Annotated in this window: 12 protein-coding genes; 10 read left to right on the forward strand and 2 right to left on the reverse strand. The window is 67.6% G+C overall.

Features of this window, described 5'->3' with window-relative positions; translation table 11 throughout:
- Both A5782_RS01925 and mnmA read left to right on the forward strand, forming a co-directional pair.
- A partial coding sequence (locus A5782_RS01925; RefSeq protein WP_231986571.1) for a cysteine desulfurase family protein occupies window positions 1-1,140 on the forward strand: 1,140 nt, incomplete at its 5' end.
- Window positions 1,141-2,217, forward strand: a complete 1,077-nt coding sequence (mnmA, locus tag A5782_RS01930) for a tRNA 2-thiouridine(34) synthase MnmA (protein WP_067094323.1) — start codon at window positions 1,141-1,143, stop codon at window positions 2,215-2,217.
- A gap of 7 nt (window positions 2,218-2,224) precedes the next feature.
- Here the strand turns inward: mnmA and A5782_RS01935 are convergent, their stop codons facing one another.
- Window positions 2,225-2,869: a sensor domain-containing protein gene (locus A5782_RS01935; protein WP_197694078.1), complete on the reverse strand. Its 645-nt coding sequence runs from the start codon at window positions 2,867-2,869 to the stop codon at window positions 2,225-2,227.
- A gap of 99 nt (window positions 2,870-2,968) precedes the next feature.
- On the opposite strand from A5782_RS01935, the gene A5782_RS01940 reads away from it, so the two are divergent.
- From A5782_RS01940 to A5782_RS01975, 8 genes are all read left to right on the forward strand, one after another.
- Window positions 2,969-3,997, forward strand: coding sequence for a methionine synthase (locus A5782_RS01940; protein ID WP_067094326.1), 1,029 nt, complete (start codon window positions 2,969-2,971; stop codon window positions 3,995-3,997).
- 64 nt (window positions 3,998-4,061) lie between these two features.
- A complete protein-coding gene (locus A5782_RS01945) occupies window positions 4,062-4,544 on the forward strand; it encodes an SRPBCC family protein (RefSeq protein WP_067094329.1) in 483 nt (160 codons plus the stop codon).
- Window positions 4,541-4,888, forward strand: a complete 348-nt coding sequence (locus A5782_RS01950; RefSeq protein WP_067094332.1) for a helix-turn-helix transcriptional regulator — start codon at window positions 4,541-4,543, stop codon at window positions 4,886-4,888. Before A5782_RS01945 ends, A5782_RS01950 begins: the two co-directional genes overlap by 4 nt.
- A gap of 43 nt (window positions 4,889-4,931) precedes the next feature.
- Window positions 4,932-7,013, forward strand: a complete 2,082-nt coding sequence (gene ligA, locus A5782_RS01955) for an NAD-dependent DNA ligase LigA (protein WP_067094335.1) — start codon at window positions 4,932-4,934, stop codon at window positions 7,011-7,013.
- 2 nt (window positions 7,014-7,015) lie between these two features.
- Entirely contained in the window at window positions 7,016-8,128 is a 1,113-nt protein-coding gene (locus A5782_RS01960) for a cystathionine gamma-lyase (protein ID WP_067094338.1), read from the forward strand.
- 61 nt (window positions 8,129-8,189) lie between these two features.
- Entirely contained in the window at window positions 8,190-8,798 is a 609-nt protein-coding gene (locus A5782_RS01965; protein WP_156623768.1) for a TetR/AcrR family transcriptional regulator, read from the forward strand.
- Between the two features lie 209 nt (window positions 8,799-9,007).
- Window positions 9,008-9,412 carry an MmpS family transport accessory protein gene (locus A5782_RS01970; protein ID WP_067094771.1) on the forward strand — a complete coding sequence of 135 codons (405 nt, stop codon included), beginning with the start codon at window positions 9,008-9,010 and terminating at the stop codon, window positions 9,410-9,412.
- A complete protein-coding gene (locus tag A5782_RS01975) occupies window positions 9,409-12,318 on the forward strand; it encodes an RND family transporter (protein WP_067094344.1) in 2,910 nt (969 codons plus the stop codon). The genes A5782_RS01970 and A5782_RS01975 overlap by 4 nt, the downstream gene beginning before the upstream one ends.
- Here A5782_RS01975 and A5782_RS01980 read toward each other — a convergent pair.
- Entirely contained in the window at window positions 12,315-12,971 is a 657-nt protein-coding gene (locus A5782_RS01980; protein ID WP_156623762.1) for an amino acid-binding protein, read from the reverse strand. The genes A5782_RS01975 and A5782_RS01980 overlap by 4 nt on opposite strands.
- Window positions 12,972-13,040 lie beyond the last annotated feature (69 nt).

Genomic DNA, 13,040 nt, shown 5'->3' on the forward strand with positions numbered 1-13,040 from the left:
CAACGGCAGCCCCGGCGCGAGCAGCAGCGCCAGCATGAGGCGAAGCGTCACCCGCAGCGGCACACCAGCGGCCGCGCGGCGCGGCGCCGCATCGAGGAGTCCCGCGAGCTGATCGCCGACAAGCTGGGCGCGCGCCCCTCGGAGGTCATCTTCACCGCCGGCGGCACCGAGAGCGACAACCTGGCGGTCAAGGGCATCTACTGGGCCCGCCGCGACGCCGAACCGCGTCGCCGGCGCATCGTCACCAGTGAGGTGGAACACCACGCCGTGCTGGACTCGGTGAACTGGCTCGTCGAGCACGAGGGCGCCGAGGTCACCTGGCTTGCGACCGCCGCCGACGGGTCGGTGTCGGCGGCGGAGCTGCGCGAGGTGCTTACCCGCCACGACGACGTCGCGCTGGTCTCGGTGATGTGGGCCAACAACGAGGTCGGCACCGTCATGCCGGCCGCCGAACTGGCCGCCGTCGCGGCCGAATTCGGTGTCCCGATGCACAGCGACGCCGTGCAGGCGGTGGGCCAGTTGCCCGTCGACTTCGCCGCCAGCGGGTTGTCGGCGATGAGCGTCACCGCACACAAGTTCGGTGGCCCGCCGGCCGTGGGCGCGCTGCTGCTGCGCCGCGACGTCGCGTGCGTGCCGCTGGCCCACGGTGGTGGGCAGGAGCGCGACATCCGTTCGGGCACCGCCGATGTCGCAGGCGCCGTGGGAATGGCGGCGGCGGCCCGGATCTCGGTCGACGGGCTCGAGGTCAACAGCGCCCGGCTGCGGGCGTTGCGCGACCGGCTGGTCGACGGTGTGCTGGACGGCATCGAGGACGTCAGCCTCAACGGGGCCCGCGACCCGCTGCGCCTGCCCGGCAACGCGCACTTCACCTTCCGCGGCTGCGAAGGCGATGCGCTGTTGATGCTCTTGGATGCCAACGGAATCGAGTGTTCGACCGGATCGGCGTGCACCGCGGGAGTCGCGCAGCCGTCGCACGTGCTGATCGCGATGGGCGCCGACGCGACCAGTGCCCGTGGGTCGTTGCGACTTTCGTTGGGTCACACCAGTGTCGACGCCGACGTCGACGCCGTGCTGCGGGTGCTGCCGGGCGCGGTGGATCGCGCCCGTCGGGCCACGCTGGCCGCCACGGGGGCGTCCTAAGTGAAAGTGCTTGCCGCCATGAGCGGTGGCGTCGACTCGTCGGTCGCCGCCGCCCGGATGGTCGACGCCGGACATGACGTGGTCGGCGTGCACCTGGCGCTGTCCAGCGCGCCAGGCACGCTGCGCACCGGTTCGCGCGGGTGCTGCTCGAAGGAGGACGCCTCCGACGCGCGCCGCGTCGCGGATGTGCTCGGAATCCCGTTCTATGTGTGGGATTTCGCGGAGAGGTTCAAGTCAGACGTCATCGACGAATTCGTGTCGTCGTATGCGCGCGGCGAAACACCCAACCCGTGCGTGGTGTGCAATCAGAAGATCAAGTTCTCGGCGCTGTCGGCGAAAGCCGTTGCGCTCGGCTTCGACACGGTGGCCACCGGCCACTACGCGCGGCTTTCGAACGGCCGGCTGCGTCGCGCCGTCGACATGGACAAGGACCAGTCCTACGTCCTGGCCGTGTTGAGCGCCGAGCAGTTGCGCCACGCCGCGTTCCCGATCGGGGACACCCCCAAGCCGCAGATCCGGGCCGAAGCCGCGCGGCGCGGTCTGACCGTCGCCGAAAAGCCGGACAGTCACGACATCTGCTTCATCCCCTCGGGCAACACCCGTGCCTTCCTGGGCGATCGCATCGGGGTTCGCCGGGGTTCCGTGGTCGATGCGGACGGCGCGGTGCTCGCCGAGCACGACGGCGTGCACGGGTTCACCATCGGCCAGCGCAAGGGGCTCGGCATCGCGGGACCGGGGCCCGACGGCCGTCCGCGTTACGTGACTGCGATCGACGCGGAGACCGCGACCGTGCAGGTGGGCGAGGCGGCTGATCTCGAGATCCGCGAAATGGTCGGGCGGACACCGGTTTTCACCTCTGGCGGCACGCCGTCGGGGCCGCTGGAGTGCGCGGTTCAGGTGCGCGCGCACGGGGAGACGGCCGACGCGACAGCCGAACTGGTCAACGACGAACTCGTTGTGCGACTGCGCGCTCCGATGCGCGGCGTGGCCCGCGGCCAGACGCTGGTGCTGTATCGCCGCGACCCCGACGGTGACGAGGTGCTCGCCAGCGCCACCATCGCCGGCACCACACGCTGAATCCTCACTACCGCGGCATGTTCGCGGAAATATTCGTCATCACGATGTCAGACACCGATTGCGCGAATCCGCAGAAGGTGACCTCCAGCATGGCCACCGACCGGATGCGGTAGTCGCGACCGCATCCGCCCGGCCGCAGGTGCAGCGAGGTGTCGTCGGCGTTCCAGTCGCCGACGTAGAGCTGCCCGCTCGAGCCGTTCGCGCAGTCGCCGACGGTGCCCACCAGGGCGCCGAAGGCACGACGGGCGGTGTCGGCATCGTGGTAGGCCGCGGCGCCTTCGGAGATCAGCGCGCCATCAGGTGGGTCCTGAAAGGTCGTCTTGTGGAACGCCGCGAGATCGCGGCCGAACGTTGCCGTCTCGGCGTAGATGAACCGGCACTCGCGCGGTGCGGTGTCGGCGAGTGCCTCGATGTCCACCGGGCTGGTGCCGTCCATGGAGGGGATGATGCTCAGATGCTCACCGGCACCGGTGATCGCGCGCATCCGTGACTGGTCGAGCAGGATCGCGTCGACATCGACGCCCTGCACCACCCTGCGGTTGGCGCCGGATCCCGCCGCAGCCGCGCCGTCCACCACCCGGGTGCACGACGCCGCCAGCAACACCGCCGTGCACAGCAGCGGTAGCCACGCCGATTTCGCCTTCTGTGACACGATTTCGCACCCCTTCGGCGTTGAACCTACCCGCGCGCTCCGCCGGCACACAGACCCCTGCCGACCGGTCGGTGGTGCGTCGTCGAATACGGTTGCCGGATGAGTGTTTTCGCCCATCCCTTTGCCGGCGCCAGCGGTGTCGGATCGTGGCCCGGCATCGCCGCGCGCGAAGCCGCCGAAGTTGTCGTGGGTGAACTGGCGGGCGCGCTGGCGCACATCGTCGAACTGCCGGCGCGCGGAGTAGGTGCGGACATGCTCGGCCGGGCCGGCGCGCTGCTGGTCGACGTGGCCATCGACACGGTGCCCCGCGGCTACCGGCTTGCCGCCCGGCCCGGCGCGGTCACCCGCCGCGCCATCAGCCTCCTCGACGAGGACATGGACGCGCTGGAAGAGGCCTGGGAAGCCGCCGGCCTGCGCAACGAAGGCCGGGTGGTGAAGGTGCAGGCTCCCGGCCCGATCACGTTGGCCGCCGAGGTGGAGCTGGCCAACGGCCACCGGGCGATCACCGACCCCGGGGCGCTGCGCGACCTCGCGGTGTCGCTGGCCGAGGGTGTGTCCGCGCATCGTGCGGCGATGGCCCGCCGCCTCGAGGCGGAGGTGGTGGTGCAGTTCGACGAGCCGTCGCTACCCGACGCGCTGGGCGGGGGGCTGCGTGGGGTGACCTCACTGAGTCCGGTGGCCCCGCTCGACGAGGCGGTGGCCGTCGGACTGCTCGACACCTGCGCCCAAACGGTGGGAAGCGAGGTTCTGCTGCATTGCTGCGCCCCGGGTGTTCCGTGGAAACTCTTGCAGCGCAGCGCTATTCGCGCTATTTCAGTGGACGCCGGCACGCTGAACGCGGCGGATCTGGACGGCATTGCCGAGTTCGTGGAGCCTGGTCGCACCGTCATGCTGGGGGTGGTCGCCGGCAAGACCCCGCCACGTCGGCCCTCGGCGGAGGAGGTGGCCGCCGCGTTGGTCGCGGTGACCGATCGCCTCGGCTTCGCCCGCTCGGCACTGCGCGACCGCATCGGCGTCACCCCCGCGTGCGGCCTGGCCGGCGCCACGCCGGAGTGGGCCCGCACCGCGATCGGGCTGGCGCGCAGGGCGGCTGAGATGTTCGCGGAGGATCCCGACGCCATCGAATAAGCAACCATAAGGTTGCGTGTTCGGCCACATTGTGCTCAACTCATAGGCAACCAGGAGGTTGCATATGAAGATCGAGAAGCACGTGGTGCTGCGCGCCCCGCTCGAGCGGGTGTGGCGGGCCATCAGCGATGCCGAGGAGTTCGGTCGCTGGTTCGGGGTGCGCTTCGACGGGCCGTTCGTCGCCGGAACCTCGGTGACCGCCGCGATCAGCCCGACCACCGTCGACGGCGAGGTCGCACAGCGTCAGGAGGCGCATGCGGGAGTGCAGAGCACGTGGCAGATCGTCGCCATGGAGCCCCAGCGCCGGTTCGCCTACCGCTGGCATCCGTTCGCCACCGACCCGGATGTCGACTACGACCGCGAGCCGACCACGCTCGTCGAGTTCACCCTCGCCGAGCAGTCCGACGGCGTGTTGCTGACCATCACCGAGTCCGGCTTCGAGGCGATTCCCGAGGCGCGCCGCGGGCAAGCGTTCGAGGCCAACGGCGAGGGGTGGGCTATCCAGACCACGCTGGTGCGCAAGTACATCGAGGGCGTCCGGGTATGAGCGGAGGTGTCACCGTCGGCGCGCCGCTCTTCGACGCCTTGGGTGATCCCAACCGGCTGCGCATCATCGTGCGGCTCTGCGATCAGGGGCCGAGCTCGACATCCCAGGTCACCAGCGTTATCCCGGTCACCCGGCAGGCGGCCAGCAAGCACCTGCGGCTGCTGGAGTCCGTCGGGCTGGTGACCAGCAGCCGGCGGGGTCGTGAGCGCGTCTGGACGGTGCAGACCCGACCGCTGGCGTCGGCCAGCGACTACCTGAGTCAGCTGTCCCGCCGGTGGGACGCCGCGGTGGACCGGTTGCGGTCCTACGTGGAGGGCCCAGTGGAGGGCCCAGTGCAGGACTGAGCGCGCCGCGTTTTGCGTCGGTGTCCTCGGATAGCCTGCCAAGGTGAGCTCAGCAGAAGCTGATTCGGTATCGCCCGAGGTGCGCCGGCAGTGGCAGGACCTGGCCGAAACGGTTCGTGAACACCAGTTCCGCTACTACATCAAGGACGCTCCGATCATTTCGGACGCGGACTTCGACACGATGTTCAACGAACTCCTGGCGCTCGAGGAACGGCACCCGGAGCTCCGGGTGCCCGATTCCCCGACGCAGCTGGTCGGCGGGGCGGGATTTGCCACCGAGTTCGGCGAGGCGCAGCACCTGGAACGGATGCTGAGCCTCGACGACGTCTTCGATCGCGACGAGCTGGTGGCCTGGAGCAACCGCGTCGAGAACGAGGTCGGCAAGGAACCGCATTACCTGTGCGAACTCAAGATCGACGGGGTGGCACTGTCGCTGGTGTACCGCGACGGCCGGTTGGAACGCGCCGCGACCCGGGGCGACGGTCGGGTCGGCGAAGACGTGACGCTCAATGCGCGCACCATCGACGACGTCCCCGAAAGGCTTTCCGCCAGCAAGGGCTTCCCGGTTCCCGCCCTGCTCGAGGTGCGGGGCGAGGTGTTCTTTCTGCTCACCGATTTCGAGGCGCTCAACGCCAGCCTGGTCGAGGGCGGCAAGGCGCCGTTCGCCAACCCGCGCAACAGCGCGGCCGGGTCGCTGCGCCAGAAGAACCCGGCCGTCACCGCCCGGCGCAAGCTGCGGATGATCTGTCACGGCATCGGCCGCACCGAGGGGTTCGCGCCGAAGACCCAGCACGAGGCCTACACCGCGCTGAAAGTCTGGGGGCTGCCGGTGGCCGAACAAACCGCGCGCGTGCGCGGCCTTGCCGCCGTGGAGGAGCGGATCGGCTACTGGGGTGAGCACCGTTACGACCTCGAGCACGAAATCGACGGGGTGGTAGTCAAAGTCGACGACGTCGCGCTGCAACGCCGGCTCGGGACCACGTCGCGCGCGCCGCGATGGGCCGTGGCCTACAAGTACCCGCCCCAAGAGGCGCAGACCAAGCTGCTCGACATTCGCGTCAACGTCGGGCGCACCGGGCGTGTCACCCCGTTCGCGTTCATGACGCCGGTGAAGGTGGCCGGGTCGACGGTGGGGCTGGCCACTCTGCACAACGCCGCCGAGGTGAAACGCAAGGGAGTGCTGATCGGCGACACCGTGATGATCCGCAAAGCCGGCGACGTGATCCCGGAGGTGCTCGGTCCCGTCGTCGACCTGCGCGACGGCTCCGAACGCGAATTCGACATGCCCACCACGTGTCCCGAATGCGGCACCCCGCTGGCGCCGGCCAAGGAGGGCGACGCCGACATCCGCTGCCCCAACGCCCGGTCCTGTCCCGCGCAGTTGCGCGAGCGGGTGTTTCACGTCGCCGGTCGCGGGGCGCTCGACATCGAGGGGCTGGGCTATGAAGCCGCCACCGCGCTGCTCAAGGCCGGTGTGATCGCCGACGAGGGCGACCTGTTCGCGCTCACCGAGGACGACCTGCTGCGTACCGAGCTGTTCCGGACGAAGGCCGGCGCCCTGTCCGCCAACGGCAGACGGCTGCTCGACAACCTGGACAAGGCCAAGAAGGTGGCGCTGTGGCGAGTGTTGGTGGCGTTGTCGATCCGGCATGTCGGGCCGACGGCCGCGCGTGCCCTGGCGACCGAGTTCGGTGATCTGGACGCGATCATGTCGGCGTCGACCGAGCGCCTGGCCGCGGTGGAAGGTGTCGGACCGACGATCGCGGCGGCGCTCACCGAATGGTTCACCGTCGACTGGCACCGCGCGATCGTCGAGAAGTGGCGGGCCGCCGGTGTGCGAATGGCGGACGAACGCGACACCAGCGTGCAGCGCACGCTGGAGGGACTGACGGTCGTGGTCACCGGGTCGCTGGCCCGCTTTTCCCGCGACGACGCCAAGGAGGCGATCCTGGCGCGCGGTGGAAAGGCCGCCGGCTCGGTGTCGAAGAAGACCGACTACGTCGTGGCCGGCGATTCCCCGGGTTCCAAATACGACAAGGCGATCGAGCTAGGGGTACCCGTCCTCGACGAGGACGGCTTCGCGAAACTGTTGGCCGAAGGTCCGCCCGAAACCCCGGCGGACTGAGCATGACCGGCCGGTACGGTGATTCCACTCGTAGCCTCAAAGCCGTTGATCTGGAGGCGATCTCGGGTCAGCCCGTGGCGCCGCAGGCGGTGCTCGCCGCCACCTATCACCTGTCCAGCGACGAGACCGGCGCTTGGGACAGCTACGGCCGCAGCTCCAATCCGACCTGGCGGCAACTGGAGTCCGCACTCGCCGAGCTGGAGGGGGCCAGCGGCGCGCTGGTGTTCGGCTCGGGCATGGCGGCCATCAGCGCCGTACTACGCGTACTGGCGACGCCCGGATCGACGGTGGTGATACCGGCCGACGGCTATTACCAGGTGCGCCGCTACGCCTCCGAAGACCTGGTGCCCGCGGGCGTGACGGTCATCGAGGCGTCCAGTGCGCGGATCTATGACGCGGCGGCCGAAGCCGACGTGGTGCTGGCCGAAACGCCCACCAACCCGGCGTTGGACGTGATCGATCTGCACCGGTTGGCCACCATCTGCCGGGGCCGCAACGCGCGCTTGATCGTCGACAACACCGCCGCGACGCCCTTGGGCCAGCAGCCGCTGTCGTTGGGCGCCGACGCGGTGGTGGCCAGCGCGACCAAGGCCCTGTCCGGTCACGGCGACCTGCTGGCCGGCTATGTCGCCACCAATCAGCCCGAGCTGCGCGCCGCGGTGGAGCGACACAGGCTGCTCGCCGGTGCGATCCTCGGCGGGTTTGAGGCGTGGCTTGTGTTGCGCAGCTTGGGAACCGCCGGATTGCGATTCGAACGCCAATGCCAGAACGCCCGGGCGGTGGCGACGATGTTGGCCCGCCACCCGGCGATACGGGCGGTGCGCTACCCGGGATTGGTCGACGACCCGGCCCATCCGGTGGCCATGGCGCAGATGCGCCGATTCGGAGCGCTGGTCTGCATCGAATTGGCCGATGCGGCCGCGGTGCACGCGCTGGTGGAGCGCAGCGAACTGCTCATCGCCTCCACCAGTTTCGGGGGCCTGCACACGTCGGTGGACCGCCGGGCGCGCTGGGGAGATCCGGTCGCCGACGGATTCGCGCGCATCTCGCTGGGTATCGAAGACACCGACGACCTGCTCGCCGACATCGAACGTGCGCTGATGCCCGCCCGCTGACGAATTCACATTCGTCGGGGTGGGCTGCGCCGAAATTGGTCCGCATCGCCCGCGCGGCTCTATCGTGGGTTCTATGACCCAGACGGCCGACCGGTGCGACCACGCATCACCATGGTCGCCGCGCGAGGCCGAGATCCTGGCTGTGACCCTGGGGCTGCTGCAGGAACACGGCTATGACCAGCTGACGGTGGACGCGGTGGCCACCGCCGCCCGCGCCAGCAAGGCCACGGTCTACCGGCGTTGGCCGTCCAAGGCCGAACTGGTGCTGGCCGCCTTCATCGAAGGCGTCCGCCAGGTGGCCGTCCCCCCGAATACCGGCACGTTGCGCGGCGACCTGCTGAGCCTGGGGGAGACGATCAGCCAGGAGTGCGGGCAGCACGCCGGCACCATCCGCGCGGTGATGGTCGAGGTGTCGCGCCACCCCGCGCTCAACGACGCGTTGCAGCATCAATTCCTCGATCAGCGCAAAGCCATGATCCAGCACGTGCTGCATCAGGCCGTCGACCGCGGTGAGATCACCGAAGACGTCATCACCGACGAACTCTGGGACTTGTTGCCCGGCTACCTGATTTTCAGGTCGATCATTCCCGGTCGCCCGCCCACTCGCCGCACCGTGCAAGATTTTGTCGACGGATTTCTCATCCCCGGCCTGACCAAGTCCGCCGGGTAAACGATGCCGCATTCCGGGCTCGGCCCCGTCGGGGAAATATACGCGTGCGTCTCTTGTACAGTACGGTCCCGTACCGTACTGTCATAGCTGTCGATCATGCTCATGACGTTGGCAGTCGCACTTGACTTGAGCGTGATCCCGTCGCCCGATCTTCGAAAGGCTAACGCGTGAAAGGCTTTTCGATCGCGTCCCTGGCGAAGCGGTGGTGGATGGTGCTCGTCGCGGTACTGGTCGTCGCGCTCGCGGGCTTCGGTATCTATCGCCTGCACGGAATCTTCGGGTCGCACAACAACACGTCGGCCAACAGCGGCCTGGCCAACCAGATCGTCCCGTTCAACCCCAAGCAGGTCGTGCTCGAGGTCTTCGGTGCACCGGGGGCGACCGCGACCATCAATTACCTCGATGTCAATGCCCAGCCGCAGCAAGTCAAAAATGCGCCCTTGCCGTGGTCGTTCACCATTACCACGACCGAGCCCGCGGTTATCGGCAACGTCGTGGCGCAGGGCGACGGCGACACCCTGGGCTGCCGCATCACGGTCAACGGAGAAGTGAAAGACCAACGCACCGTTAACAAAGTCGACGCCTACACCTTCTGTCTGGATAAATCTGGATGAGCAACGATCAACAGTCGCGGCCGTTCGTGCCGCGCACAATCCGCCGGCTCGCGTTGCCGATCCTGCTGTTCTGGGTGGCACTGGCCGCCATCACGAACATCGCGGTGCCGCAGCTGGAAGAGGTGGGCAAGACCCACAACGTGGCGCTGAACTCGCCAGATGCGCCGTCGCTGAAGGCGATCAAGCGCATCGGCGAAAAATTCCACGAGTTCGACACCGACAGCTCGGCCATGATCGTGCTGGAAGGCGACAAGCCGCTCGGCGCCGACGCCCACCGCTTCTACGACGAGATGATCCGCAAGATCGAGCAGGACAAGAAACACGTCCAACACGTCCAGGATTACTGGGGCGACACCCTCACGGCGGCGGGATCGCAGAGTAGTGACGGCAAGGCCGCTTATGTTCAGGTGAACCTTGCCGGTAATCAAGGTTCGGCGTTGGCCAACGAGGGCGTCAACGCCGTGCGCGACATCGTCGAGCGCATCAAGCCGCCGCCGGGCGTCCGGGCCTATGTGACCGGGGCGGCGCCGCTGATCTCCGATCAGTTCGACGTCGGTAGCAAGGGGACCGCAAAGGTCACCGGTATCACCATCGGGGTGATCGCGCTGATGTTGTTCTTCGTCTACCGCTCGGTGCTCACCACGTTGCTGGTGCTTGCCACGGTCCTGATAGAAATGTCAGCCGCCCGAGGTCTTGTCGCGTTTCTCGGAAACGCAGGAGTCATCGGGCTGTCGACCTATGCGACGAATCTGCTGACGCTCTTGGTGATCGCCGCCGGAACCGACTACGCGATATTTTTCGTGGGTCGCTACCAGGAGGCCCGTGGTACCGGTGAGGATCGCGAAAAAGCTTTCTACACCATGTATCACGGCACCACGCACATCGTGCTGGGTTCGGGGCTCACCGTTGCGGGTGCAGTGGCCTGCCTGAGCTTCACCCGGCTGCCCTACTTCCAAACTCTGGGCATTCCCGCCGCGTTGGGCATCCTCGTCGCACTGTTCGCCGCGCTCACCCTGGGCCCGGCCATCCTCACCCTGGGCGCCATGGCGGGCATCTTCGATCCCAAGCGAGCGATACGAACCCGGGGATGGCGGCGCATCGGTACCGCCATCGTCCGTTGGCCCGGCGCGGTTCTGGCGGCGGCGTGCGCGCTGGCCCTGGTCGGTCTGCTGGCCCTGCCCGGTTACAAGACCAGTTACGACACCCGCCCGTACATGCCCGCCAGCGCACCGGCCAATATCGGTTACACCGCCGCCGAGAAGCACTTCTCGCGGGCCCGGCTGGAGCCCGAATTGCTGATGGTCGAAACGGATCACGACATGCGTAATCCGGAGAGCATGCTCATCCTGGACAAGGTGGCCAAGTCGGTGTTCCACGTACCCGGCGTCGCGCAGGTGCAGACCATCACCCGTCCCCTGGGAACCCCGCTGGTGCACAGCTCGCTGGCGTTTGTGGTCAGCAACTCCAGCGCCGCGCAGCAGGAAAACCTGACCTACCAACAAGATCGGGCGAACGACGCCCTCAAGCAGGCCAATGAACTGAACAAGACGATCAACATTCTCAAGCAGCAGTACGTATTGCAGCAACAGCTCGCCGGCACCACCCACGACGAGACCCAGAGCTTTCATGACACGCTGGGCACGATCCAGGATCTGCGCGACAAGATCGCGAATTTCGACGATTTCTTCCGGCCGGTGCGCAGCTATTTCTATTGGGAGAAGCATTGTTACGACATTCCCGTCTGCTTCGCGTTCAGGTCCCTGTTCGACGCGCTCGACGGCATCGACCAGCTCACCGAGAAGTTCGAAAACCTCACTGCTTCCCTCGACCAGCTTGACGCGCTGCAGCCGAAACTGGTGGCGCTGATCCCGCCGCAGATCGACAGTCAGCAGACCAATCGCGATCTGACGCTGGCCAATTACGCCACGTTGTCCGGCATCTACGCACAGACCGCGGCCGCGATCGACAACGCGACTGCGCTGGGTCGGGCCTTCGACGCGGCCAAGAACGACGACACCTTCTACCTGCCGCCCGAGGTGTTCAACAACCCCGACTTCAAGCGCGGGCTCAAATTGTTCCTGTCACCGGACGGCAAGGCCGCCCGCATGATCGTCACGCATGAGGGTGATCCCGCTACCCCAGAAGGCATTTCGCACATCGATCCGATGGCCAAGGCCGCGCATGAGGCCTTGAAGGGCACGCCGATGGCCGGCGCGGGGATTTATCTCGGCGGCACCTCCGCGACCTACAAGGACATCCAGGACGGCGCGAAATACGATCTGATGATCGTGGCGTTCGCGGCGCTGAGCCTGATCCTGCTGATCATGATGATCATCACGCGCAGCCTGATCGCCGCGCTTGTCATCGTGGGTACGGTGGCCCTGTCGCTGGGCGCTTCGTTCGGGCTGTCAGTCCTGGTGTGGCAGTACATCTTCGGCATTCAGCTGTATTGGGTCGTGCTCGCGTTGGCGGTGATCCTGCTGCTGGCAGTGGGATCCGACTACAACCTCCTGTTGATCTCGCGCTTCAAGGAAGAGATCCATGCGGGCCTGAATACCGGCATCATCCGGGCGATGGCCGGCTCCGGCTCGGTGGTCACCTCGGCCGGCATCGTCTTCGCCGTCACCATGTGTGCGTTCGTGTTCAGCGGGTTTCAGGTCCTCGGCCAGATCGGGACCACCATCGGCCTCGGCCTGTTGTTCGACACGCTGATCGTGCGGTCATTCATGACGCCTTCTGTCGCAAGGCTTCTCGGGCGCTGGTTCTGGTGGCCGCAACGGGTGCGTCCACGGCCGGCCAGCACCATGCTGCGGCCCTACGGTCCGCGCTCGGCGGTCCGACAACTGCTGCTGTGGGACGACGACGACCCGGTAGCGATGTCCGGATCGCACGCGTCGTCGCGCTAGCGCAGCATGGTGGCGACGATCCCGGCGAGGTAACCGAGCCGGGCGACCTCTGACGGCCTGAATTCCGGGCCGGGACGGCCCAGCACCACCGCGGTGTCCGGGTCGCCCAACGGCGCCGCGACCATCGTCATGTCCATATCGCGCCACGCCTTGGGCACCCACTCGGCGCTGCTGTCCAGCGTTACGGCCCGCTCGATTGGCAGCCAGGGCGCCGAGTCCGCCTTGGTTTCCGGAGCGCCCGGACTGCCGGACAGGCGCTGCAGCTCGCCGTCCGAACTGCGCAGTACCGTGCACCAACTGACGCGCAGCACCTTGGGCGCCTCGTTGGCGAGGACCTGCAGTCGTGCCGCCTTGCCGTCGGCCGCGGCGATGTGGTCGAGCAGCTCCAGCTCGCGGTGCGCTTCCAGTAGTCCGGTGTGCGGACGCACGCTGTCCACCCGGACGCCGGATAGGGATTCGGCGGCGGTGATGAGTGTGTCGGGCATGGCTCCATGCGGCAGTTCGATCACCAGGTCGTCGGTGGCGTAACCCGAGCTGCGTTCCACGACATCGAGCGACAGGATGTCGGCGCCCACCGAACCGAGCGCCACCGCCAGCGACCCCAGGCTGCCCGGCCGGTCGACGAGCTCGATGCGCAACAGATAGGACGGCACGGCCAACACTGTTGCACAGCCATGTGTCGGCGGCATTTCGGTTCGACCCGGTTCGGGCCCCGTCCGCCG

It is taken from the genome of Mycobacterium sp. 852002-40037_SCH5390672 (assembly GCF_001665875.1).
In the GTDB taxonomy this organism is placed as follows: Bacteria; Actinomycetota; Actinomycetes; order Mycobacteriales; family Mycobacteriaceae; genus Mycobacterium.

Excerpts from the sequence above, each read along its gene's own strand:
- A5782_RS01945 (WP_067094329.1), top strand. The coding sequence starts at position 4,062 with ATGAAGATCGAGAAGCACGTGGTGCTGCGCGCCCCGCTCGAGCGGGTG.
- A5782_RS01940 (WP_067094326.1), top strand. The coding sequence starts at position 2,969 with ATGAGTGTTTTCGCCCATCCCTTTGCCGGCGCCAGCGGTGTCGGATCG.
- A5782_RS01975 (WP_067094344.1), top strand. The coding sequence starts at position 9,409 with ATGAGCAACGATCAACAGTCGCGGCCGTTCGTGCCGCGCACAATCCGC.
- A5782_RS01950 (WP_067094332.1), top strand. The coding sequence starts at position 4,541 with ATGAGCGGAGGTGTCACCGTCGGCGCGCCGCTCTTCGACGCCTTGGGT.
- A5782_RS01960 (WP_067094338.1), top strand. The coding sequence starts at position 7,016 with ATGACCGGCCGGTACGGTGATTCCACTCGTAGCCTCAAAGCCGTTGAT.
- A5782_RS01970 (WP_067094771.1), top strand. The coding sequence starts at position 9,008 with ATGGTGCTCGTCGCGGTACTGGTCGTCGCGCTCGCGGGCTTCGGTATC.